The organism is Enterobacter cloacae complex sp. SHL001, assembly GCF_049236825.1.
In the GTDB taxonomy this organism is placed as follows: Bacteria; Pseudomonadota; Gammaproteobacteria; order Enterobacterales; family Enterobacteriaceae; genus Enterobacter; species Enterobacter hormaechei_C.
Genome location: NZ_JBMKIP010000002.1, coordinates 131,792 through 155,937, shown reverse-complemented (window position 1 = coordinate 155,937; position 24,146 = coordinate 131,792). Strand labels below are relative to the sequence as shown.

Annotated in this window: 21 protein-coding genes; 10 read left to right on the top strand and 11 right to left on the bottom strand. The window is 55.0% G+C overall.

Going from position 1 to position 24,146, the window contains the following annotated elements; all coding sequences use genetic code 11:
• The first annotated feature begins 218 nt into the window (after nt 1–218).
• On the top strand, nt 219–842 hold the full coding sequence (gene rcsA, locus ACOTYH_RS06200) for a transcriptional regulator RcsA (RefSeq protein WP_017383340.1): 624 nt from the start codon (nt 219–221) through the stop codon (nt 840–842).
• A 98-nt stretch (nt 843–940) separates the two neighbouring features.
• On the opposite strand, the gene dsrB is transcribed toward rcsA, so the two are convergent.
• Complete coding sequence (dsrB, locus tag ACOTYH_RS06195; RefSeq protein WP_003859583.1) at nt 941–1,129, bottom strand: protein DsrB; 189 nt, start codon at nt 1,127–1,129, stop codon at nt 941–943.
• A gap of 128 nt (nt 1,130–1,257) precedes the next feature.
• On the opposite strand from dsrB, the gene yodD reads away from it, so the two are divergent.
• Both yodD and ACOTYH_RS06185 read left to right on the top strand, forming a co-directional pair.
• The gene (gene yodD, locus ACOTYH_RS06190; protein ID WP_017383339.1) at nt 1,258–1,485 is read left to right on the top strand and encodes a YodD family peroxide/acid resistance protein; all 228 of its coding nucleotides are present in this window, start codon (nt 1,258–1,260) and stop codon (nt 1,483–1,485) included.
• 294 nt (nt 1,486–1,779) lie between these two features.
• Nucleotides 1,780–2,580 (top strand): mannosyl-3-phosphoglycerate phosphatase-related protein, encoded by an 801-nt coding sequence (locus ACOTYH_RS06185; RefSeq protein WP_017383338.1) that lies wholly within the window; start codon nt 1,780–1,782, stop codon nt 2,578–2,580.
• On the opposite strand, the gene dgcQ is transcribed toward ACOTYH_RS06185, so the two are convergent.
• The 3 genes from dgcQ to ACOTYH_RS06170 form a co-directional block, all read right to left on the bottom strand.
• Nucleotides 2,565–4,265 (bottom strand): cellulose biosynthesis regulator diguanylate cyclase DgcQ, encoded by a 1,701-nt coding sequence (dgcQ, locus tag ACOTYH_RS06180; RefSeq protein WP_421637618.1) that lies wholly within the window; start codon nt 4,263–4,265, stop codon nt 2,565–2,567. The two genes, ACOTYH_RS06185 and dgcQ, sit on opposite strands and share 16 nt — an antisense overlap.
• A gap of 84 nt (nt 4,266–4,349) precedes the next feature.
• A complete protein-coding gene (locus ACOTYH_RS06175) occupies nt 4,350–4,532 on the bottom strand; it encodes a YodC family protein (RefSeq protein ID WP_003859574.1) in 183 nt (60 codons plus the stop codon).
• A 77-nt stretch (nt 4,533–4,609) separates the two neighbouring features.
• Nucleotides 4,610–5,521: a DUF808 domain-containing protein gene (locus tag ACOTYH_RS06170; protein WP_421637617.1), complete on the bottom strand. Its 912-nt coding sequence runs from the start codon at nt 5,519–5,521 to the stop codon at nt 4,610–4,612.
• A 178-nt stretch (nt 5,522–5,699) separates the two neighbouring features.
• Here ACOTYH_RS06170 and yedA point away from each other — a divergent pair, with 178 nt between their 5' ends.
• Nucleotides 5,700–6,614, top strand: coding sequence for a drug/metabolite exporter YedA (yedA, locus tag ACOTYH_RS06165; RefSeq protein ID WP_023303927.1), 915 nt, complete (start codon nt 5,700–5,702; stop codon nt 6,612–6,614).
• Here yedA and ACOTYH_RS06160 read toward each other — a convergent pair.
• The 3 genes from ACOTYH_RS06160 to ACOTYH_RS06150 are packed head-to-tail and all read right to left on the bottom strand — an operon-like array spanning nt 6,586 to nt 9,236.
• On the bottom strand, nt 6,586–7,077 hold the full coding sequence (locus tag ACOTYH_RS06160) for a very short patch repair endonuclease (protein WP_017383335.1): 492 nt from the start codon (nt 7,075–7,077) through the stop codon (nt 6,586–6,588). The genes yedA and ACOTYH_RS06160 overlap by 29 nt on opposite strands.
• Nucleotides 7,058–8,491, bottom strand: coding sequence for a DNA cytosine methyltransferase (locus ACOTYH_RS06155; RefSeq protein ID WP_126766361.1), 1,434 nt, complete (start codon nt 8,489–8,491; stop codon nt 7,058–7,060). Before ACOTYH_RS06155 ends, ACOTYH_RS06160 begins: the two co-directional genes overlap by 20 nt.
• A 43-nt stretch (nt 8,492–8,534) precedes the next feature.
• Nucleotides 8,535–9,236: a phosphohydrolase gene (locus ACOTYH_RS06150; protein WP_045906584.1), complete on the bottom strand. Its 702-nt coding sequence runs from the start codon at nt 9,234–9,236 to the stop codon at nt 8,535–8,537.
• Nucleotides 9,237–9,520: 284 nt separating this feature from the next.
• Here ACOTYH_RS06150 and ompC point away from each other — a divergent pair, with 284 nt between their 5' ends.
• A complete protein-coding gene (gene ompC, locus ACOTYH_RS06145) occupies nt 9,521–10,687 on the top strand; it encodes a porin OmpC (RefSeq protein ID WP_421637616.1) in 1,167 nt (388 codons plus the stop codon).
• 55 nt (nt 10,688–10,742) lie between these two features.
• Here ompC and ACOTYH_RS06140 read toward each other — a convergent pair whose 3' ends face one another.
• The gene (locus ACOTYH_RS06140; RefSeq protein WP_015572428.1) at nt 10,743–11,606 is read right to left on the bottom strand and encodes an N-acetylmuramic acid 6-phosphate etherase; all 864 of its coding nucleotides are present in this window, start codon (nt 11,604–11,606) and stop codon (nt 10,743–10,745) included.
• Nucleotides 11,607–11,759: 153 nt separating this feature from the next.
• Here ACOTYH_RS06140 and ACOTYH_RS06135 point away from each other — a divergent pair, with 153 nt between their 5' ends.
• Nucleotides 11,760–13,376, top strand: a complete 1,617-nt coding sequence (locus tag ACOTYH_RS06135; protein WP_063138259.1) for a sensor histidine kinase — start codon at nt 11,760–11,762, stop codon at nt 13,374–13,376.
• Nucleotides 13,373–14,092, top strand: a complete 720-nt coding sequence (gene dcuR, locus ACOTYH_RS06130; protein WP_003859556.1) for a two-component system response regulator DcuR — start codon at nt 13,373–13,375, stop codon at nt 14,090–14,092. Before ACOTYH_RS06135 ends, dcuR begins: the two co-directional genes overlap by 4 nt.
• Here the strand turns inward: dcuR and ACOTYH_RS06125 are convergent.
• Together ACOTYH_RS06125 and ACOTYH_RS06120 are read right to left on the bottom strand one after the other, a co-directional pair.
• On the bottom strand, nt 14,073–15,035 hold the full coding sequence (locus ACOTYH_RS06125; RefSeq protein ID WP_017693134.1) for an FAD:protein FMN transferase: 963 nt from the start codon (nt 15,033–15,035) through the stop codon (nt 14,073–14,075). The two genes, dcuR and ACOTYH_RS06125, sit on opposite strands and share 20 nt — an antisense overlap.
• Nucleotides 15,036–15,093: 58 nt before the next feature.
• Complete coding sequence (locus ACOTYH_RS06120) at nt 15,094–17,874, bottom strand: flavocytochrome c (RefSeq protein ID WP_017693133.1); 2,781 nt, start codon at nt 17,872–17,874, stop codon at nt 15,094–15,096.
• A gap of 608 nt (nt 17,875–18,482) precedes the next feature.
• On the opposite strand from ACOTYH_RS06120, the gene ACOTYH_RS06115 reads away from it, so the two are divergent.
• Nucleotides 18,483–19,991 carry an anion permease gene (locus ACOTYH_RS06115; RefSeq protein WP_017383327.1) on the top strand — a complete coding sequence of 503 codons (1,509 nt, stop codon included), beginning with the start codon at nt 18,483–18,485 and terminating at the stop codon, nt 19,989–19,991.
• A 55-nt stretch (nt 19,992–20,046) separates the two neighbouring features.
• Nucleotides 20,047–21,696, top strand: a complete 1,650-nt coding sequence (fumA, locus tag ACOTYH_RS06110; protein WP_086625866.1) for a class I fumarate hydratase FumA — start codon at nt 20,047–20,049, stop codon at nt 21,694–21,696.
• Here the strand turns inward: fumA and ACOTYH_RS06105 are convergent.
• Entirely contained in the window at nt 21,685–22,590 is a 906-nt protein-coding gene (locus tag ACOTYH_RS06105) for a LysR family transcriptional regulator (protein WP_058689051.1), read from the bottom strand. The genes fumA and ACOTYH_RS06105 overlap by 12 nt on opposite strands.
• Nucleotides 22,591–22,685: 95 nt before the next feature.
• Between ACOTYH_RS06105 and ACOTYH_RS06100 the strand changes: the two genes are divergently transcribed.
• Complete coding sequence (locus tag ACOTYH_RS06100; RefSeq protein WP_045333374.1) at nt 22,686–23,981, top strand: serine hydrolase domain-containing protein; 1,296 nt, start codon at nt 22,686–22,688, stop codon at nt 23,979–23,981.
• The last annotated feature ends 165 nt before the right edge of the window (nt 23,982–24,146 follow it).

Here is a 24,146-nt window from a genome sequence, read left to right as displayed (position 1 = left end):
CGCGGTTTAAATGTTTCTAACCACCTCACAATACTTAATATTTACTTTACTTTAAGATGATTCCTGGCAAATTATACGTAACTTTACGGGATAGTGAGTTCGCCTGAAAGTCTTTGTCATGCTCACAGGTTTTATTAGATTTTTTCCATCCCGTATGGCTGTTTATGAGCTCTCAGGCAGGTGGTGAATTATCGTTACGCATTGAGTGAGGGTATGCCATGTCAACGATCATTATGGATTTATGCAGCTACACCCGGCTAGGGTTAACCGGGTACTTAGCAAGCAGAGGGGTAAGAAAGAGAGACATCAACGATGCACACACCGTTGAAGAACTCGCAGCCGCTTGTGACGCCCACAAGCCCGGCGTGGTGTTTATTAATGAGGACTGTTTCATTCACGACCCCGCTAACAGTCAGCACATTAAGCAGATCATTAATCAGCATCCTAAGACCCTGTTTATTGTTTTTATGGCGATCGCCAATATTCATTTCGATGAGTATTTGTTGGTGCGTAAAAACTTATTAATCAGTTCGAAATCGATTAAACCAGAGTCGCTTGATGATATCCTGGGCGATTATTTGAATAAAGAAGTTAAGAATGTAGGGGCGGTTAACTTACCCACCCTATCATTAAGCAGAACTGAATCAAGTATGCTAAGAATGTGGATGGCTGGACAAGGGACAATTCAGATCTCAGACCAGATGAATATCAAGGCAAAAACAGTATCGTCACACAAAGGAAATATTAAAAGGAAAATTAAAACGCATAATAAGCAAGTCATATACCATGTCGTACGCCTGACAGATAATGTGACGAATGGGATTTTCGTTAATATGCGCTAATTTGCACGGCCATGTTGTACCCTACCTTGATCTCTGGCCTGGCCAGAGATTTTGCTTTTCAGTAGCCGGAGCCGGGGAGAAGACACCCCGACGCCGCCCTATTCCGCCGTTTCCACAAAGATCCCATCCGGGTGCCCCAGTTCGTTGAAGAACCAGATGCCGAGCGGGTAATCTTCCAGCGACACCAGATACATTGTGCCTTCATTAAACTCTTCTATAGCCAGCACCACGCCCGGGCGGCGCGGCCCACCGTCCGTTTTGACGGTTACCCGATCGTTGACCTTCATACATTCCTCCTGTGGTTTTGAGCCAGTGTAGAACAAATTGCATTGCCTGGCATCGCCACCTGGCGCGAATGGCGTTTTTGTGTGCGGTCTATACTTAACTGTTGAGACGATTAAATGAGGAACCCGCCATGAAGACCGACAAAGAGTACAGCGACACCATTAAGCGTGAGGTTGAAGTGGATGTCGATGCCCTGCTTGCCGCCATCAATGAAATCAGTGAGTCCGAAGTTCATCGCGCGGAGGATAATTCCGACCGTGTCGTGGTCAATGGTAGGGATTACCATACCTACCGTGAACTGGCTGAAGCATTCGAGCTGGATATCCATGACTTTAGCGTCTCGGAGACGAACCGCTAAGGCGAAAAAAATCCCGGTCATGGGGATGACCGGGATCAAACTTGCTTATGCAAGAAGCACTTGTAAATTCGTTACACCAGGAAATCTGATGCAGGTAAGACATTATCCCCAACGGAATAGTCTTACAAGCATATATTCTCTTAGCGAATATTATATTTTATACATGTGAATTTTGGTTATGAGTATAAACATGCGCCGCCTGTGGGTTTGTCGGGATCGTTTCCACTTCAACGGCGCGTCAATGCCTGTTTTTTTAAGATTTATCTTAGGTGAAATCATCACCCGGGAGACGTTATGCCTTCGTTTGAGGAGACTCTGCTTGTTTTTACCGACCTCGACGGCACGCTGTTAGATTTTCACACACTCGACTGGCAGCCTGCGGCCCCCTGGCTGGAAAAGTTAATGGATGAACAGGTACCGGTCATTCTGTGCAGCAGCAAAACCGCGTCCGAGATGGATGACATCCAGCAGGAGCTGGGGCTTGGCGGGTTGCCCTATATTGCGGAAAACGGCGCGGTGATCCAGCCTGACGTACGGTGGGAAAACGCCGCACGGTTCATCTCAGAAAAGAAGCATGACGATATCCGGCAGTGTATTGCCCGGGTACGCCAGGAGATGCATCTTAAATTCACCACCTTCGATGACGTGGACGAGCGCGTGGTCGCCGAATGGACTGGGCTGAGTCGTCCCCGCTCAGTGCTTGCGCGTAAACACGAGGCTTCCGTGACGCTGATCTGGCGTGACAGTGATGAACAAATGGAACGCTTTGCCGCCGAACTCGCCCGGCAGGGGCTGAAGATTGTCCAGGGAGCACGCTTCTGGCATATCCTGGATACCTGCTGCGGCAAAGACGTGGCGGTTCACTGGCTTGTGGACCAGTATCGCCTGCACGAGGGTTCCGAACCGACGACGCTGGGCCTGGGCGACGGCCCGAATGATGCCCCGCTGCTGGACAGCGTAGGCTTTGCCGTCGTGGTGAAAGGCTTCAACCGGGAGGGCGTCAGCCTTAAGAACAACGATCCCGCCCGGGTTTATCACACTCAGCACACCGGGCCGACCGGCTGGTGCGAGGGGCTTGATTACTTTTTGACGTGATCCTGCCAGATGACCCGGTTACGCCCGCGCTGTTTCGCCTCATACAGACGCGCATCGGCGGTGGATTGCAGATTTTCGAAGTGATAATTGCCCTTCTCCTGCGCGCCAGAGACGCCAAACGACGCACTTACGCGCAGGGTGGTACTTTTCTTAATCAGGATCTCTTTGCTGTCGATACGCTCGCGGATCTGCTCTGCGACTTCCGCCGCCTCTTCAAGCGTCATGCCCGGCAGCACCACACAGAACTCTTCGCCCCCGACGCGTCCGGCAATATCTTTAGTCCGGAGGGTGCTGGCAATCAGACCCGCGGCATGGGACAACACCTTATCACCCGCCTGATGCCCGAACCGATCATTGATGCTCTTGAAGCAATCAAGATCGATCTGAATGACCGAGAAAGGCAGCGACTGCTGTTCACACTGCTTCGCCAGCATTTTCGCCTGCTCGAACAGCGACCCACGATTATTCAGCCGGGTCAGAGGGTCGTGCCAGGCCTGCCATTGCAGCGAGTTCTGCATCGAATACATATTACTGACCATGCGCCGGATCACCAGCCATGAGATGAGCAGCATCGCGGTGAACAGCGCCCAAAGCAATGCCAGCACAATGCTGATGCTGCCGAAATCACCGCGCACCCCTTCATCCAGGGTGTGCACGCGCAGGACGATGCCATCAAAATGGTCGAGACGCTCCCAGCTCACAAAACGACTCCCCAGGCGAATGCCGCCTTCGGAATCCGATTCTATCGCGTGCGCTATCTGCGCTAATTCGCGCGCGTCAAAATGATTAACGTCCGCAGCAGTTGATTCAGACGTTGCAAGCTGAGTAAGCCGACTGCCATACAGTTGGTATTCCCCTTCCGGGTTATCGCCCACGGCTTCCACCAGCAGGCGACGCAGGGTGGCAAAGGTGAAATCCATCGCCACCACGCCATACCAGACGTGATTGTAATAAACCGGCACGCTGGCGGTGATCAGCGGCTTTTTGCCGACAAAGGTGGAAGGCGGCGAGATAAACCAGCGCACGGCACGCGCACGGTTTTCACGCTCGGACTGTTGGGTAAACCAGGGCTGAGTGACCAGATGGTAATAGCGCTGCACGATATCGCTGGAATTTCCCGGCGTATCCGTTTCCAGAAAGAATCCGGCGCGAGAGACATAAATCACGCGCTCTTCGTTGCGGGAAGGGCTGGATGCCAGACGCAGCAAATACCCCACTTCAAGCGCGGCGGACAGTTCATTATCAAGGTACTCATCATCACGGTTCAGAAGGGTCGTCTTTTCAACGAAGGCATCCGAAACACCGTTGATCGGTAACGTGCGCTGTTTATCAACCGCAATTTGCCAGCTGGGGGACGTGCGCAAATGCGCAAAACGCTTTACCGCATCATGCAGCACGCCAAACGCCAGCGGCGTTTCCAGCGCATCACGCATGCTGTGGCGAAAAAACAATATCTTATCGACGCTGAACTGAAGCTGTCTGTCCAGCACACTGGCAACCGTTTCCAGATGGTTACGCTGGCTGGAGATATAAGCATCTTCCAGTACCACAACTTCGCGCCAGGTCAGGAGGGTGGAAAAGATCAGGACAACGATAAAACAGAAGTTAACAATCAAACGGGGATTGCTACGCTTATGCAGCCACTGCAAAAAAGATTGTTTTACAACAAAGGTATCGTGCTGCACACACACTCCCTGATTGTCGCTCACCATCCGATATGATAAGTCTTCTGCCAGTAAAAACGCCCGGCAAGGCCGGGCGTTGTGTGATTAAGCCTTGTCGCGTTTTTGCCTTTTATTAGCAGGCTGAAGCTCGTCTTCGCGAAAAGCCTCCCGCTTAATGCCGTATCCATCATGCCACCGACACTCCACCATTCCGCTGGAATACCCGGTGACGATCATACCTGGACCACCATTTTTGGGCTTAACTTCATCACTGATCAAAAAGACCATACCTGCCTCCTGTATCAGGGTGAAACGTTTTCAATTTAGACGAGGAATAGTCTTTTTGCATCCGGGGTCAGCAATAATTAATGCGATTTCCCGCGTACTTTTTCAAGCAGCTTAACAACGGCTACCACAATCAGACCGACGATAAAGCCCAGTACGAGGTTAAGCAGTGTGGGCAGGATCGCAGCAACTACCGCTCCCTGGCCTGACGCAAAATGTTCAATCATGTGATGCAGCGAAGCAACACCGTGCACGATAATTCCGCCGCCGACCAGGAACATCGCCAGGGTTCCCACCACCGACAAGGTTTTCATCAGCCACGGCGCCAGCACCAGCAGGCTTTTCCCAATGCCGCGCGCAATTGCGCTGGATTTTTTTTCCAGCCAGAAGCCGATATCGTCCAGCTTGACGATCAGCCCGACCAGGCCATAAACCCCTATCGTCACGAGGATCGCAATGCCGGACAGGATCAGCACCTGGTTCATCAGAGGGGCATCTGAGACGATCCCCAGCGTAATCGCCACAATCTCGGCTGAGAGGATGAAGTCCGTGCGGATCGCGCCTTTGACCTTATCGCGTTCAAACGTTTTTGGATCCTGTGCGGCCAGCGCTTCCAGACGCTGCTGGCGCATTTCCGGGGTGTCTTTCTCTTTGCGTGCAGCGAACATATGCAACACTTTTTCGGCACCCTCGAAGCACAGGAACGCCCCGCCAATCATCAGCAGGGGCGTAATGGCCCAGGGTATAAAGGCGCTAATCAGCAGCGCCAGCGGAACGAGGATCACCTTGTTAATAAAGGACCCTTTCGCAACGCCCCACACCACCGGCAACTCACGGTTCGCCCGCACGCCGCTGACCTGCTGCGCGTTAAGCGACAAATCATCTCCCAGTACCCCGGCGGTCTTTTTCGCCGCCAGTTTTCCCATAACCGAAATGTCATCCAGCAAGGTGGCGATGTCGTCCAGTAATGTTAATAAGCTACTTCCTGCCAAAATCTCTTTCCTTCTTTTTTTGCTAATTAAGTGAATAGTATGGAACAAAACTCACCGCCCGGAAACTGGCACCTCGCGTCAACAAAAATTTCACATCAACAACACAATTAAAGCACTCGCCAGGCTGATAGTTTTGGCGTTAACTATGAGCGAACTTTTTATTTCGTCGTGAGGGACTATGCGTTTCCGGCATTTATTACCGCTCATTGGAGCACTCTTTTCCCTGTATATCATCTGGGGGTCCACCTATTTTGTCATTCGTATAGGCGTGGAAAGCTGGCCCCCGCTGATGATGGCCGGTATTCGTTTCCTTACGGCCGGCGTGCTGCTGATGGCGTTTTTATTGCTGCGCGGCCACAGACTACCGCCGCTGCGTCCCCTGCTTAACGCCGCCCTGATTGGCCTGCTGCTGCTGGCGGTGGGCAATGGCGCGGTAACCGTCGCCGAACACCAGAACGTGCCGTCGGGCATCGCCGCAGTGGTCGTCGCAACCGTGCCGCTGTTTACGCTCTGCTTTAGTCGCCTCTTCGGGATCCGCACCCGTAAGCTCGAATGGCTGGGCATCGCGATTGGGCTTGTGGGTATCATCCTGCTGAACAGCGGCGGTAACCTGAGCGGGAACCCCTGGGCTGCCGTTCTGATCATGATCGGCTCCATGAGCTGGGCCTTCGGCTCGGTCTACGGTTCACGCATCGAGCTGCCCTCCGGGATGATGGCAGGTGCGATTGAGATGCTCGCGGCGGGCATTGTGCTGCTGATGGCCTCCGCGTTGACGGGTGAAAAACTGACGGCGATGCCAGACCTTTCAGGTTTCCTGGCCGTCGGGTATCTGGCGCTGTTTGGCTCGATTATCGCCATCAACGCCTATATGTACCTGATTCGCAACGTCTCACCGGCGGTTGCCACCAGCTACGCCTACGTTAACCCGGTGGTTGCCGTGCTGCTGGGTACCGGTTTTGCGGGCGAAGTGCTGTCGACGATTGAATGGCTGGCGCTGGGTGTGATTGTCTTTGCCGTGGTACTGGTCACGCTGGGTAAATATTTGCTGCCCGCGAAACCGATTGTCACGAGGTGTGAGGTGGAGAAACCGTGATCGGGTGAATGCCCTGGGTATCGATCTGCGCGGCCTGACCGCCGCCGCAGATCCACTCTTCCAGCCGCTCCGTCAGTTCCACGTCATTCAGCTTCATTCTTCCGCGCAGCGCGCACTCCCAGACAATCAGCACCCGCCAGCCCTGAGCGTAAAGCTGCGAAACATCGCGTTTATCACGCTCGACGTTCCTGCCAATCTTCTCCAGCCAGAAGTCGGTGCGTGTCGCCGGGACTTTAAACAGATAGCAGTCGTGATGATGCCAGAAACAGCCGTGGGTAAAGATGATGCACTGGTACGCGTCGATGACGAAATCAGGACGCCCGGCAAGCGTGGCATCCTGAACCCTGAATTCAAACCCGGCGGCGGTCAGAAGGCCCGCGATCCGTTTTTCAATCGCGGTATCACGCGTGCCGATGGCACGCATGTTTTTACTGCGCGTGGCCTTATTGTGAACGTCCGCCATTGACGGCCTCGCTCTGACGAAGCTGAACGGCCTTGCTGATGCGTGAGGCCAGCAGTTTAGCTACCGCGGCAAAGGCTGGCACCACCACCGAGTTGCCAAACTGACGATAGGCCTGGGTATCCGACACCGGGATGCGAAAACTGTAGCCCTGCGGCGTCTCAAAGCCCATTAAGCGGGCGCACTCGCGCGGCGTTAAGCGCCGCGGTCGGTGCTGTTGGTTCTGGGGATCGTCAAAATCTTTTTCGCCCAGCGCCTTATCCCAGCCGCGATCGATAAGAATTTCCGCACCATCTTTGTAATAGCGCGCCGACAGCGTACGCGTCACGCTGTCAGGATTAAGCGGATTGACCATGCCAAACCCAAAGCCATTGCCTTTGGCCTGATGCTTTTTGGCATAGCGATAGAGGTATTTCCACAGCACCGGGGTCAGAATGAATTTCGCATCGACGGCGGGCTCCAGCAGATCGGCCACCGTCGGGCGGCGCGCCGGATACAGCGAGGGCAAATCACGCAGCGTAAAATCGCCTTTCAGATTGAGATCGCGGCGGAAGCCCACCAGCACGATGCGTTCGCGGTGCTGCGGCAGGAAGTGTTTGCCGTCGATAATTTTCGGATCGTCCGGCCCCATGTCCTCTGCATCCGCCACGTCATAACCCAGTTCATCCAGCGTTTGCATGATAATGCGGAAGGTTTTGCCGCCGTCATGACTCTTTAAATTCTTGACGTTCTCCAGCACAAAAATTGCCGGGCGGCGGGCATCAATGATCCGGGCAACATCAAAGAACAGTGTGCCCTGCGTATCGCAGGCAAAGCCGTGTGCGCGTCCCAGCGCGTTCTTCTTCGACACGCCAGCCAGCGAGAACGGCTGACACGGAAAGCCCGCCAGCAGCACATCGTGCGCCGGAATAGTATTGCGAATGTGTTCGGCGGCCTCTTCATCGCTGACGCCGGTTTTGTGGCTCAGCGTGACATCCCGAATATCCGCGTTGAACTGGTGCGCGTCGGGATCGCAATACCAGTTGGCTTTATAGGTACGGACGGCATGTTTGTTCCATTCACTGGTGAATACACACTGCCCGCCAATAGTTTCAAAGCCATGGCGAATGCCGCCGATACCGGCAAAGAGATCGATAAAGCGAAAGGCATAATTTGGATGCGCAGCAGGCGGACGCGGCAGCAAATTTTGCAGATAGCGGAACTCACCGTCGCTCAGGCGGTGCCCTGCCCTGTCGCTTATCAGCAGCCGCTTGAGTATCGCCGGGCTCCAGTGGCTCTCGCCATGGGCCACCAGCTGGTTTGCCAGCGTTTTAGCATCATACATTTCCAGCAGCTGACGCATGAGTGCCTGCACGGCTGCCGTTGATTTCTCAACCCGCTCAGGCGCGGGCACAGTCACTGATCGATTTTCCTGCATTCTCTTAACCGGACAATAAAGACAGAAAACAGAGTACCACAGTTCAGGATCGCACACTGCGACGGAAATGGGTCAATATCTGGCTGTCGGTTCCGAGGTAATCGCCCTGTAATTCGGCACTCAGCTTCGCCATAAACTGGATCAGAAAATCGGCATTGTGACGCGCAAGTTCGCGACCCCGCGCGGTTTGCATGGTGCCAGGCAGGCGCAGGAGTTTGGTCTGAAAGTGGTCGAGCGCGAAGGCTTTATCATCCAGCGCTCGTGTTCCGGCGAACGGGTCGTTGGCATCAAACAGCGCGGCGCCCAGCGCACCGGAGACGGCAAAGACGCGCGCCAGGCCGATAGCGCCTAACGCCTCCAGCCGGTCGGCATCCTGCACAATTTTGGCCTCCAGGCTTTGCGGCGCGATACCGGCACTGAAGCTGTGCGCTTCAATAGCATGCTCAACGGCTGCATAACGATCCGGCGGAAAATCAGGAAAGTCGCGACTGAGGATCTCGCGCGTTTTTCGCGCTGCCAGCCGCGAGGAGTGGCTACGTTCCGGGTGATTTTTCGGCAGGCTGACAATGTCATGGAAGTAGCATGCGGTCAGCACAACCAGCGGATCGCTATCCTCGTCAGCCATAATACCCTGCGCCGTCATCCAGACGCGGTGAAAATGGGCGATATCGTGCGCCGCATCATCAGTAAAATGATTTTCGTCGAGCCAGCGCTCAAAACGGTGTTGCCACTGCGCAAGTTCCATCATCCTGTCCTGTTGCTCAAAAGTGAGTGAATTATAATACACCCGAATTAAAATCCTTTATAAATAGAATTACGAAATACTTAATAATAATTACCCGCTATATTTTCAATGAATTAATTCATATGAAAAATAAAGAGATAAAAAGAAATATTTTGTAATATTTTTACCACTTTAATTACATTTATTTTTGAACCTAAATAATAATCCATAGAATAGTATCAGCCATGTAGTTACGGAGGGTAATTACATATATTCAGACAATTTATATTTAAAGGGAATATATAATGAAAAGAAAAGTTCTGGCAATTCTCGTACCCGCGTTATTAATGGCTGGCGCAGTAAATGCGGCGGAAATGTATAACAAGAATGGCAACAAAGTTGACCTGTACGGTAAGGTTGATGCGCGTCATACCTTCTCCGACAACCCAGGCGACGACGGCGATGAAACCTATGTACAGGTGGGTTTCAAAGGCGAAACGCAGATCACGAACGACCTGACAGGCTATGGCCAGTGGGAATATAAAACCTACGCTAACGACACCGAAGGCGCAGGGGATAAATCTTTCAACCGTCTGGCATTCGCTGGCCTGAAATATGGCGACTACGGCTCATTTGATTACGGCCGTAATTACGGCGTCGTGTATGACGTTGAAGCCTGGACCGATATGCTGCCGGTATTTGGTGGAGATTCTTACACCTGGACGGATAACTATATGGTTGGCCGTACTAACGGTGTGGCGACCTACCGTAACAATGATTTCTTTGGTCTGGTCGACGGCCTGAACTTTGCGCTGCAATACCAGGGTAATAATGAAGGTGGCAACGCAAACGAAAATCAGGAAGGCACCAAAAACGGCCATGATGATGTTCGTTTCCAGAACGGCGACGGCTTCGGTATGTCTACCACCTATGACTTCGATTTCGGCCTGACGCTGGGTGCGGCTTATTCTTCCTCTGACCGTACTAACGACCAGGTCGCTTACGGCGCTGGCACCTATAACCGCTTCAGCAAATATGCTGGCGGTGAACGTGCGGAAGCGTGGACAATCGGTGCTAAATACGATGCTAATGATGTCTACCTGGCCATGATGTATGCGGAAACCCGTAACATGACTCCGTACGGCAACGATGGCATCGCCAACAAAACACAGAACTTTGAAGCCGTAGCGCAGTACCAGTTTGACTTCGGTCTGCGTCCATCCCTGGCGTGGGTCTATTCTAAAGGCATCGATTTGGGCGGTAACGATTATCACCCAGGCAATGGCTATGACTATGTAGACCAGGATCTGGTTAACTACATCGACGTGGGCATGACCTACAGCTTCAACAAAAACTTCTCCACCTACGTTGATTATAAAATCAACCTGCTGGACGAAGATGATGCCTTCTACAATGACAACGGTGTTGCTACCGATGACATCGTAGGCGTAGGCATGACCTACCAGTTCTAATTCCCATCAATATTAAAGCCCGCGATGCGGGCTTTTTTTATTTGACGCTGAAATGTTATGGCGCTTCCTGCAAGGCCAGGCGAACAAACCCGTTATTCTGCGCCAGCAATTCGTGCGCTTTCCAGGCATCCAGCCCCGTCAGCACCATCAGTACCGCCGTTTTGCACTGGTGGTTACAGCTTTCCAGCGCGGCCTTCGCCTGCGCCCGGCTACATCCCCCCGCTTCCATCACAATGGCAATTTGTCGTTCGGCCCATCTGGTGTTGCTTGCCTCCAGATCAACGCGCAGGTTGCTGTACACCCGTCCGGAACGTACCGCCAGACCGGTGGTGATCATATGCAGGATCATGCTTTGCGCAATGCCTGCTTTAGCGTTGGTATACCCGGCCACCACATCCGCGCCCAGTTCGGGGGCAATGACCATGCTCGCCAGCTGCGCTGCTTCACTTTGCGCATCCTCCGTAATGATCGCAACCGTTGAGCCCAGAGACCACGCATGACGCATCGCGCCCCATACCCATGGGGTTTTGCCGCTGACGGACAGCGCCAGCATCATGTCATGCTCGCCAAATTCTATCGTCTGAAGGTCGGCAACGCCGCGCGCGTAGCTACCGGCGTGATCGCCTGCTGTCATCGCAATGACGGGATGTTTTCCCGGCGCAAACGCTTCTGCCGCCTGTTCAGCCACGCGTCCGGACGCGCCCGCGCCGGTCAGTACCAGACGTCCGCCGTGGCTAAGCGTCGCCGCCGCGTTATCCACCACGCGGGCCAGCATACTTAAGTGAGGGGTAAGTGCAGAAGAGATTTGCGCGTCATCCTGGTGTATGACGTTAAGCATATCCAGCGTCGATAATCTGTCGATGTTCGTGGTGCTGGCGTGCCGTCTTTCCCTGGCCGTACCGGTAAGCATAATGCTCATAAACTGCCTCCTTATTATGAGTACCCTCACACTATAAAGTGTTTTATATAGGTCACCTGAGAGGAGGCTCACGAAACGCCTCTCTTTACATGGCTTTATGAAACGCCCGTCATCAGCGATAATTAGCCCTTTCTTATTCATCGCGGAGTGTTAATGAGCGATTTGCAGCCCTTCCCCCCGACGCGCAAGCGCCCTATAAAGCTGAATACGCTGGTTACGCTGATGGTGTGCGCGATTATCGGCTCGGTGCTGCTGGTGGTCTTCGCGCTGTACTCTGTGCAGATCACCCGCGCCACGCGCGATGACGTGAAAGATACCGCGCTGGGTATCGCCCGGACGCTGGCCGACAGCCCGGAGATCAAGCGTGGCCTGATGGAATCGCCGCAGGCTGGCATCATCCAGCCGATTGCCCAGGCGGTGACGAAGCGCAACGACCTGCTGTTTACCGTGGTCACCGACCTGCGTGGGATCCGCTATTCCCATCCAAACGAAGCGCTGTTAGGTTTGCATTTTATTGGCGACGATCTGACGCCCGCCCTGGAAGGGAAAGAGAATGTCTCCGTTAACCGCGGCGCGCTCGCAGAAGCGCTGCGCGTCTTTACGCCCGTGTATGACGACCAGCACGACCAGATCGGCGTGGTGGTGGTGGGTATTTCGCTGAATAAAGTTGAAGATCAGATTGCCCGCGGACGGCTCAACGCCGTGTGGACCATCTTATTCAGCGTTCTGATGAGCTCAGTGGCGATATGGGGTCTGGTCCGGGTTCTGAAACGTATCCTCTTTGGGCTGGAGCCTTACGAAATCTCAGCCCTCTTTGAGCAGCGCCAGGCCATGTTGCAGTCCCTGCGCGAAGGCGTGATGGCCGTGGATATGCACGGGCGCGTGACGATGATTAACCACACCGCCAGAGAAATATTACTCCTGACCTCGGGCCAGCACTCCGAAAGCAGCAGTGAACCGCTGCTGGCCAGCCTGCGCGAAGTGTCAAAAACCGGCATTGCCCGCCAGGATCAGGAGATCGGCTGTAACGGGCGGCTGCTGCTGTGCAACATGGTCCCCGTGAAAAGCCAGAATCAGGTGATCGGGGCGATCAGCACGTTCCGCGATAAGACCGAAATCAGCCAGTTAATGCAGCGTATTGATGGCATGGTCAGCTACGTTGATGCCCTGCGCTCCCATACGCATGAGTTTATGAACAAGCTGCACGTGATCCTCGGCCTGCTGCACATGAAGCGCTACGATAAGCTGGAGGAGTACATCATCCAGACCGCGCAGAATTATCAGACGGATATCGGCGCAATACAGCGCAAAGTTAAATCGCCGGTCATTGCGGGCTTCCTGCTGGGTAAAATTAACCGCGCTAAAGAGGCCGGAGTGACCCTGACGCTGGCGGAGGAGAGTCAGCTTCCTGACACCGCCAATGAAGAGCAGGTTGCGGTGCTGATCACCGTGCTGGGCAATTTAATCGAAAATGCCCTGGATGCGATGGAAGGCCAGCCGGAAGGCGAGATCGACCTGCTGCTGCATTATCAGAACGGCTGGCTGAGCGGTGAGGTCAGCGATGACGGTCCCGGCATTGATCCCGAGCGGCTGGAGGCTATTTTTACAAAGGGCTACTCAACAAAAGGTGAAAACCGCGGCGTTGGGCTGTTCCTTGCGCGTCAGCAGATCCAGAATCTGGGCGGAGATATTACCGTCGAGTCGGAGCCTGGCGTATTTACCCAATTTTTTGTTCAGATCCCCTGGGATAGCGAGAGGAATATCGCGTGATAAATGTGTTAATTGTCGATGATGACGCCATGGTAGCCGACCTCAACCGTCTGTATGTTAACCGCGTTGAGGGTTTTAGCTGCTGCGGCGTCGCTTCCACGCTCAACCAGGCCGAGGCGTTGATCGCCAACCCAGGCCAGCCGATCGATCTGGTGCTGCTGGATGTCTATATGCAGCAGGATAACGGGCTGGATCTGCTGCCCATCATCCGCGCGTCGGGCCGCCCGATTGACGTCATCATGATCTCGTCGGCCTCCGACGCCGCAACGATCCAGACCTCAATGCACTATGGCGTGGTGGATTACCTGATTAAACCGTTCCAGTTCCCGCGTTTTGAAGAGGCGCTGAACGGCTGGAAGGCAAAGCGCAGCCTGATGGGATCGCATCAGTATTATGAACAGGCCGACGTCGACAGGCTGATCCACGGCGGCGCGCCGGAGCTGGCCGACAGCAAAAAATTACCGAAAGGCCTGACGCCGCAGACGCTGCGCACCATTTGCCAGTGGATCGACAGCCATCCGGAGATAGAGTTTTCCACCGACGATCTGGCGAATGCGGTCAACATTTCCCGCGTCTCCTGCCGCAAATACCTGATCTGGCTGGCGCAAATTAATATCCTGTTCACCAGCATTCACTACGGCGCTACCGGCCGGCCGGTATATCGCTACCGTTTGCAGCCGGAACAGGTCGGCCTACTCAAACAGTACTGCCAGTAATTCGGTAGCTGTCGTCCAGAAGGGTAAAACGGAAGTGGTGCATCGAGGAGATCACCACTTCTTTTGTTTTGGTGACAAAGATGGCTTCAATATCGGGGCGCGAACGCAGCGCGGCGCAGCCCTTTTCCACGCCCATGCCGTAGATCAGCGTGGTCCAGATATCGCCGTCGAGGGAGTCTGGCGAAATAATCGTCACGCTGTCCAGTTCGTTATCCAGCGGGTAGCCGGTGCGTGGGTCAAGTATGTGGTGATAACGTTTGCCGTTCAGCTCGAAGTAGCGCTCATAGGTGCCTGACGTCACCACCGACCGGTTTTCGACCGTCATGGCACCAATCAGCGCGTCACCGGCGAACGGTTTTTTCAGGCCGACGCGCCAGCCGCCCTCCGGCGAGCCTAACGTCTGGACGTTGCCGCCAAGGTTGATCAGCCCAAGTTCAACGCCCTCTTTAAGGAGGTGATCCCGCACCCTGTCGGCGATATAGCCTTTAGCAATGGCCCCCAGATCGATCTCCATTCCCTGGCGAGTAAGGAACACGCTGCTGTTGGCTTCATCCAGCACCACGTCCGCAGGATGCGTGATGCCCAGCAAGGCGGCGATCTCGTCCGCGGGCGGTACAGCGTCCCCCTTAAAGCCAATTTTCCAGCATTTCACCAGCGGGCCGATCGCCAGGTTAAAGGCGCTGTCTTTAAGCAGGCTGGCCGCTTTCGCGCAGCGGATCAGCTCGAACACCGGGCGACTGACGGCAACCGGATGCTGACCGGCCGCATGGTTGATGTCCATTACCTGGGAGTGCGCTCGGTTAACGGTAAGCAGATCTTCGTACTGTTTGATCAGGCGAAACACGCGAGAGGCAAGCGCTTCGTCATGGGAAAAGAGTTTCAGGAGGATGGGCGATCCCATCAGAACGGCGGAGTAGCTGTAAACGCGATGGCTATCAGGCATTTCATGAGTCCTCAGATGTAGCCCCGGCAGGCACCGCGCCGCCGGGGAAACAGGAGCCTTACCGTGTTTTCGAACGCATAGCCGCCTGATGTCCTGCAAGCGTACCAAAAATAATGATATCTGCCACCGCGTTACCGCCGATGCGGTTACCGCCATGGATGCCCCCGACAACCTCACCCGCAGCAAACGCTCCCGGCAATACGTTGTGGTTGCTGTCCAGCACGCAGGTTTCTGTGTTAATGGTCACGCCGCCCATGGTGTGGTGAACGCCCGGTGCAATCTGAATGGCGTAGAACGGCCCTTCGTTGATTGGCGCACGCAGCGCGGTGGTGCGACCGAAATCATCGTCGTGCTGTTTCTCCACAAAGCCGTTGTAGCGTTCCAGCGTTGCCAGGAACTGGTGGTGATCCATCCCCAGCGCTTCCGCCAGGGCTTTTGGCGAGCTGGCGCTGGTAACAAACCCTTTTGCGATGTACTCATCCGCGGCTTTGTTTTTGGCGCGAACATGCTCGTCAAAGACGATGTAAGCGTATTTCTCCGGCAGCGCGATGATCTGCGCCGAGACTTTGTCGCGGGTCGACATTTCGTTATAGAAGCGGTTGCCCTGCTGGTTTACCAGAATCGCCCCGCCGCCGCGGATGGATTCGGAAATCAGATACGACGTTTTCTGCTCAACGGTTGGGTGGATCTGAATTTCGCCCATATCCACGGTGCCCGCACCGATACGCTCCAGCAGCGCGATACCGCCTCCGGTCGCCCCTTTGTGGTTGGTGGTAACGAACCCTGCCAGATCCGGACGGTATTTCACCACCATCTGGCTGTTGGCGCTGAAGCCGCCCGTTGCCACAATCACGCTTTTAGTTGCCACGGTGAGGGTTTCGTTCTCTTCGGTGGTCAGACGCACGCCGGTCACTTCGCCATTTTCGAAAATGATGTCGCTCACGGAGGTATCCAGCATCACCTCGATGTTGCGCTTGTTGACGTTACGCACCAGGCCGCTGATCAGATACCCGCCCACTGCGGAACCGTCTTTCGGACGGTGCGTACGGTCGATGCTCATCCCGCCGGTGGTGGTAATGTCGTTCAGCATAATGCCGCGCGTGGCCAGCCATTCGATAGCCTGCGGCGCGTTCTCGACAAAGCGACGCAGCAGTTCAGGGTCGTTCTTGTTGCCACCGCCTTTCAGACTTTCCTGGTAGAACAGCTCTTTGCTGTCCTGAATACCTTTCACGCGCTGGAAGCGGGTCTCCGCCGCGTTCATCCCGGCCGAGGCTTTAATGGTGTTCCCGCCGATGGTGGGCATTTTCTCGACGATTAGCACGCTCGCGCCTTCGTCATGCGCCTGAATCGCCGCTGCCAGACCGGCGCCGCCGCTGCCGACCACCACCACATCCACGCTTTTAGTCTCATTCGGGTCTGCGCCCTCTTCCGCCGCCAGCGCTTTGCTGGATTTCAGCATCGCCTTCGAGACCGCTTTTTTCACCGCCTCGCTCTGGCTGGTCGCGCCCGTAATCGCGTCCACGTGCGGGGTGTTGGCATCCAGAATACGGGTACGGATCTCTTCGAAGCTGGTGACAAACTCGACGTCTTCACTCGGGCCGGAGGCCAGTTCGATATCGGCGATGCGGTCGGTTTCGAGGCTGACGTTAATCACCAGCTCGTTAGCATCGTCCTGCACTTTTTCAATAAAGGTGCCCGGTTTGAATTTAGATTCGCCCATGCTCATGTCGCGGATCATCGCTTCCACCAGCGAGAAGCGCCACAGCGGTTCCGGGATGCTCAGTTCTTCGCGTCGGGTACTGTCCATAAACAGCTCCAGGCTTTCGCCCGCCGCGATGCGATCGGTCCAGTCCGGATAGGCGATGGTGGCGCGGCCAACGGCAATCAGGTCGTAACCGTGATCCAGCGCTTCATTCACATCCGTGGCATTCACCACGCCGCCAACGCCCATTACCGGTACCTGCGCCAGCGTGTCAGAGCGCATGGCGCAGTATTTTTCGATAAGTGGCGTCGGGTCCTGAGTATCGACGATAGAAGGACGCAGGGCGGCGCCAAGGGAGAAGTGGAGATAATCTACCCCGCGCGCGGCCAGTTTTTCCAGCAGATACAGGGTGTCTTCGAAGCGAATGCCCGGGACTTCAAGCTCTTCCGGAGAGAAACGGTAGCCAATGATAAACGCGTCGTCCGCGTACTGGCGCACCATCTTGTGGGTAATGTCCAGCACCGCCAGCGGGAATTTCGCGCGGTTTTCGCGGCTGCCGCCCCACTCGTCGTCGCGCTGGTTAGAGTTCGGGGAGAAGAACTGCTGGATCAGATAGGTATTCGCCCCGTGGATTTCGACGCCGTCGAACCCGGCCTGAATTGCGCGGCGCACGGCTTCGCCGAACTTGCCGATCATGCCTTCCACCTCTTCCGCGGTCAGGGCAACCGGCGTGGCGGCACCGTCACGCGGCGCGGCAACGGCGCTTGGGCCAACCGGCGTGCGACCCCCAATCAGTTTTGGGTCGACCATACGGCCGCCGTGGTAGATTTGCAGCAGGGCTTTAGAGCCTTTGGACTTGATGGCGTCAGCGATTTTTGCCAGCCCGGCGATTTTCTCGTCGTTATCAATACCAATTGCGCCCGGGAACGCCAGGCCGAGATCGTCAACAAAACAGCACTCAACGATGATGGTGCCGATGCTGCCCGCGCGGGCGCGGTAGTACTCCACCAGCTCGCTGGTCACGGTGCCATCGTAATAACCGGTACAGGTTGTCATCGGGGCCATTAACAAACGGTTTTTCAGTTCAGTACCATTCGGTAATGTGAAGGGGCTTAAAATACGTTCGTTAGTGCTCATAATAGAAACTCCAAACTTTAAAAATTAAGAATTCGTTATCGGAATGATTTTTTATTTCGTGTTTTTTGCCGATGTCATGATAGTAATATAAAGCTTTTTTTAGTTTCTAAAGTCATTACGTTAGTTAATAAACTATTTAATCCCTTCGATAACATTAATAACACATTGGTGTTAGCGGGAATGTTTCACTCGTTCACAAGAATTTAAAAAAAGTTAAATTATAAAAGGTCAAACCAATACACCAAATATAGCAAAAACCCCTATAAAACAACAATAAACAAAAGCACCAGAATTTAAATGTTATAGTTTTGATACATAAAATGCGTAAAATTAGCGAATAACCACACTACTCAGAGTGGTTATTATAAAAAATATAAAAATAGCCATTCAGTTCCGTTTTTTTGATCGCGATCAATAGTTATGGCATTCAAAAGAGCAATATAAAAACATCATCATTTTTTATTTAGCGCAAACCAAAATGCGTTAAATCGCTATTAGTGAAAACACAAATCCGCACCTTAAATAACTAAAAAAAGCAAAAAGGATATTTCAATCGAATTTGTGTTTTCGCCGGGCGACGAATTTTTGACAACTTAAGACGTGAAACTATGAATACAAAAACTGCTGTAACGCCTCCTGCGGCGAATCTGGCATCAAATGGAACAGCAAAACGACTGCTGATGATGGCTTTGCCCGTCATTGTTGCCGTCCTGCTGTTGTTTGTCCCCGTTCCGGAAGGGCTGCCGCCTTATGCGTGGCACTACTTCGCCATCTTTGTCGGCGTCATCGTCGGCTTAATTTTCGAACCGCTGCCGGGCGCCGTGATCGGTCTTACCGGCGTCGTGGCGATTGCGCTGTGCAGCCAGTGGGTACTCTTTAGCCCGGAACAGCTGGCTGACCCAAAATTCAAGCTGGCGGGCGCCTCCTTTAAATGGGCGGTCAGCGGGTTTGGTAACTCCACCGTCTGGCTGATTTTCGGTGCCTTTATGTTCGCCGCAGGCTACGACAAAACCCGCTTCGGCCGCCGTCTGGCGCTGATTCTGGTGAAGTACCTGGGCCGTCGCAGCCTGACGCTCGGTTACGCCATTACGTTTGCGGATCTGCTGCTGGCCCCGTTCACCCCGTCCAACACCGCGCGCAGCGGCGGGACCATCTACCCGATCATCGCCAACCTGCCGCCGCTGTACGGTTCAAAACCCAATGACCCAAGCGCGCGCAAAATCGGTTCGTATCTGATGTGGGTAGCCATCACCGCGGCCTGTATCACCAGCTCGATGTTCCTTTCCGCTCTGGCACCTAACCTGCTGGCGCTGGCGCTGGTAAAAAGCACGGTTGGAATTGATATCTCCTGGGGGACCTGGTTCCTCGCCTTCCTGCCGCTGGGCATCCTGCTGATCCTGACCATGCCGCTGCTGGCCTACTGGTTCTACCCGCCGGAAGTAAAAGTGAATAACGAAGTACCGCTGTGGGCGACCCGTGAACTGGAAAAACTGGGCAAACTGTCGCGCAATGAGATCCTGCTGCTGGTGTTCGTGTGCTGTGCGCTGCTGATGTGGATCTTCGCCGCGGCGTGGATTGAACCGGCCATGGCTGCCCTGCTGATCGTTGGCCTGATGCTGTGGACCGGCGTGCTGGAGTGGAACGATATCACCGGTAACAAAGCCGCGTGGAATACCTTCGTCTGGTTCGCCACCCTGGTGGCGCTGGCGGATGGCCTCTCCTCCACCGGTTTTATCAGCTGGCTGGGTAAAGAAGGCGGCCTGCTGATGAGCGGTATCTCTCCGGGTGTCGCCACCATCGTGCTGCTGCTGGCGTTCTACCTGCTGCACTACCTGTTCGCCAGCACCACCGCGCACACCACGGCGCTGCTGCCTGCGATGCTGACCATCGCCTCCACCATTCCGGGCATGAATATGGAAGTGTTCGTTCTGCTGATGGTGACCTCGCTGGGCGTGATGGGGATCATTACCCCCTACGGTACCGGTCCAAGCCCGATTTACTACGGTAGCGGCTACCTGCCAACCAAAGACTACTGGCGCCTCGGCACCATCTTCGGTGCCATCTTCCTGGCGGCCCTGCTGCTGATTGGTTATCCGTGGATGTCCATGATGTTCTGATTCCTGACCGCCGGACTTCTCCTCCGGCGGTTTTATTTTTGTGGAGCAATACACTATGTCAAACAAACCGTTTATCTACCAAAACCCCTTCCCTCTTGCGCACGATGACACCGAATACTATCTGCTGACCAAAGAGCACGTTTCCGTTGCCGAGTTCGACGGTCAGGAAGTCCTGAAAGTGGAGCCTGAAGCCCTGACCCTGCTGGCACAGCAGGCCTTCCACGATGCCGCGTTTATGCTGCGCCCTTCCCACCAGAAGCAGGTTGCCGCCATTCTCAACGACCCGGAAGCCAGCCAGAACGACAAATACGTTGCCCTCCAGTTCCTGCGTAACTCTGAAATCGCCGCAAAAGGCGTGCTGCCAACCTGTCAGGATACCGGCACCGCGATCATCATGGGCAAAAAAGGCCAGCGCGTCTGGACCGGCGGCGGTGACGAAGCGGCCCTGAGCCAGGGCGTCTATAACACATACATTGAAGATAACCTGCGCTACTCGCAGAATGCGGCGCTGGATATGTATAAAGAGGTGAATACCGGCACCAACCTGCCCGCGCAGATTGACCTCTACAGCGTGGACGGCGACGAGTATAAATTCCTGTGCATGGCGAAAGGCGGCGGTTCTGCCAACAAAACCTATCTCTACCAGGAAACCAAAGCGCTGATCACTCCGGCGAAGCTGAAAAACTACCTGGTTGAGAAGATGCGCACCCTGGGTACCGCAGCCTGCCCGCCGTACCACATTGCCTTTGTTATCGGCGGAACCTCAGCGGAAGCCACGCTGAAAACCGTCAAGCTCGCCTCTGCGCGCTACTACGATGCGCTGCCAACCGAAGGCAACGAACACGGCCAGGCGTTCCGCGACGTCCAGCTTGAGCAGGAACTGCTTCAGGAAGCGCAAAACCTCGGCCTTGGCGCGCAGTTCGGCGGGAAATACTTCGCGCACGATATTCGCGTGATCCGTCTGCCGCGCCACGGCGCCTCCTGCCCGATCGGCATGGGGGTCTCCTGCTCCGCTGACCGCAACATCAAGGCGAAGATTAACCGCGAGGGGATCTGGATTGAGAAGCTGGAGCACAATCCGGGCCAGTATATTCCTGAATCCCTGCGCCAGCAGGGAGAAGGCGACGTGGTGAGCATCAATCTCGACAAGCCGATGAATGAGATCCTGGCGCAGCTTTCCGCGCACCCGGTCTCCACCCGCCTGTCGCTGAACGGCACCATCATCGTGGCGCGCGATATCGCCCACGCGAAGCTGAAAGAGCTGCTCGACAACGGGGAAGAACTGCCGCAGTACGTTAAAGATCACCCGATTTACTACGCAGGCCCGGCCAAAACGCCAGAAGGTTACGCGTCTGGCTCACTCGGCCCGACCACTGCGGGACGTATGGACTCCTATGTGGACTTACTGCAATCCCACGGCGCGAGCATGATCATGCTGGCGAAAGGTAACCGCAGCCAGCAGGTCACCGACGCTTGCCATAAGCACGGCGGCTTCTACCTCGGCAGCATCGGCGGCCCGGCGGCGGTGCTGGCGCAAAACAGCATCAAGAGCCTGGAGTGCGTGGCGTATCCTGAACTGGGAATGGAAGCCATCTGGAAAATTGAAGTGGAGAACTTCCCGGCGTTTATCCTGGTGGATGACAAAGGCAACGACTTCTTCCAGCAGATCCAGAATAAACAGTGCAAAGGGTGCTCACAGCGCTGAACGTTTCCATAACGCCGGAAGCAGCGACAGCGTATCGTTGATCAACCCGCGCTTGTCGCTGCCCGGCTTCCAGATAGTGACCATCGTCTGGCTTATCCCCTGGCTGCCCACTTCGGTGGGCAGCCTTTTTACATTTTTCCACTGCGTTGCCTGAAGATGGGTCGGTAAAAACCCCCAGCCGCAGCCCTGTTCCAGCAGGCCGCGCAGCATCTCCAGTTCGTTAGTGAAAAGCGTGTGCCCTGAAATTTGCAGGCGACGGGCAACCGGCTCGTCTGACGCGGGATGCATAATCACCTGTGGCACCAGAGAGAGATTGAGCAGCGACACCGGCGACGCAACCTCCGCAAAAAGCGCCGTTGCGGCGTAAAAATCCATTTCGATCGCCCCCAGCGCCCGCCACTCCATCTCATTGCCCACGCTGCGGTTGCGCGCCTGGCAGATCCCCAGATCGGCCTGACCGTTTGCCAGCATCGCTTCCGCCTCATCGCGCGATGCGCTGGTCAGGCTCAGGCGGATCTTTTTCGTCGCCAGCGTGGCAATCAGCGCCTGTAAAAAAGCTCTGGGGGTAAACGGATCGTAAACGAGGGCAATGTCCTGCGTCGCGCTGTCCGGTACCGATCTGGCAAACGCCTCAAACGCTTTGACCTGCCGCATCAGCAGGTGTGCCTGCCGCTGAAGCTGCTCCCCCTCCGGCGTCAGGCGCAGGCTGCGCCCCTCCCGCAGGAACAGAGCGTAGCCCAGCCCATCCTCAAGAAAATCGATCAGATCCCGCAGGGTAGTACGATCTTTGCCGAGTTTACTGGCCGCCTTCATCAGGCTGCCGTGTTCAGCGACGGCAGTGAACGCCTCAAGCTGGGCAAAGGAATAGATCAGTGATGCCACGCCATTCTCCACGCAATTTTTACGGGGGATTTTCCCCCATAACGCGTTTTTTATTATAGGCCGCAGGTTCTTAAACTGAAGTCCTTCCTGAGCCAAACGAGATAAATATGAAAATCAAAACAAACCGCACGCTGCTCGCGGCGCTAGTTGTCAGCAGCCTGCTCTCGCCCGCCGTTATGGCGGCCTGCAACGGTACCGACCTCACCACCTGTCCGGCGCCTTTCGATGCCAGACTCCCGGACGCGCATACCATGCTCACCTGGAACCAGGCCGATCGCGTGGTGGGCTTTCGCAATGACTACCGCAACTACGCAGGGGATGTGTTCCGCCACGGCAACGCTACGCCGCTGCTGCCCGCAGAAAAACCGCTCACCGATGCCCGCTATCAGGTGAAGGGTAAGAGTTACACTCTTCAGGATTACCTGAAACGCCAGAACGTCAGCGGCATGCTGGTGCTGAAAAACGGCAAAGTGGCCTATAAATACCTGGGTGAAGGCAATACCGACTCAACGCTCTGGACGTCGCGTTCCGTGGGCAAATCGGTGGTCTCCGCGCTGGTGGGTGCTGCAATTAAAGAAGGGAAAATCCACTCGCTGGACGACCTTGTCACCCAATACGAACCTGACTTAAAAGGCACCGCCTGGGAGGGCGTAACGCTAAAACAGCTCATCACCCACACCTCTGGCGTGGCGTGGAACGAAGATTACACCAACCCGCAATCTGACTTCGCCCGGCTTACCGAATGCGAAGCGAAGCCGGGCACCTACAACTGCGTGCGCACCCTGGTGAAGGGGTTACACCGTGAACACCCGGCGGGCGAAAACTGGTCCTATTCCTCGGGTGGCGCCTGGCTGTTAGGCGATGTGCTTGAGCGCGCCACCGGCATGACGCTCGCGGCGTATCTGGAGAAGACCATCTGGCAGCCGTACGGCATGGCGAGCGACGGCGTGTGGCATGCCTACAGCAAAGGCCAGCACGACGTGGGTGCGCATGGGTTCAACGCCACGCTGGAAGACTGGGGGCGTTTCGGGGAGTTTATCCTGCATAACGGTACGCTGCCGGACGGGAAGCAGATCCTCCCCGAGGGCTGGGTGAAACAGTCCTCAGCCTGGACACAGGCCAAAGGATCGGTGTCCGACGCGCATCCGAAGGGGTTATACGGCTACCAGTGGTGGAACAACGAAGTACCAGCCACCGCCACACACGTGGAGCCGAAAGTCGAAAATTCGCTGAAGGATTCCCTGTGGGCGCTGGGTATATTTGGTCAGATGATCATGGTTAATCAGAAAGAAAATCTGGTTATCGTCCAGTGGTCCACCTGGCCGCAGGCAGAGCCGTCATTCAGCGCCCAGCCGCTGGAAGCGTCGCTGATGTTTAGCGCGATTGCGAACGCGCTGCGCTGATAATCCCAAGCCAGGCCCCGCCTGGCTTCTCACCTGCGCGATGTCACAAAACCGATATATCAGCAACTTAGCGAAATCGAGTAAATAAAAGATCACCGAAATGTTAAGTTATTGTTGAATATGTAAATACTGGTCAATGCATTGTCATTAATGCACCACACGCAT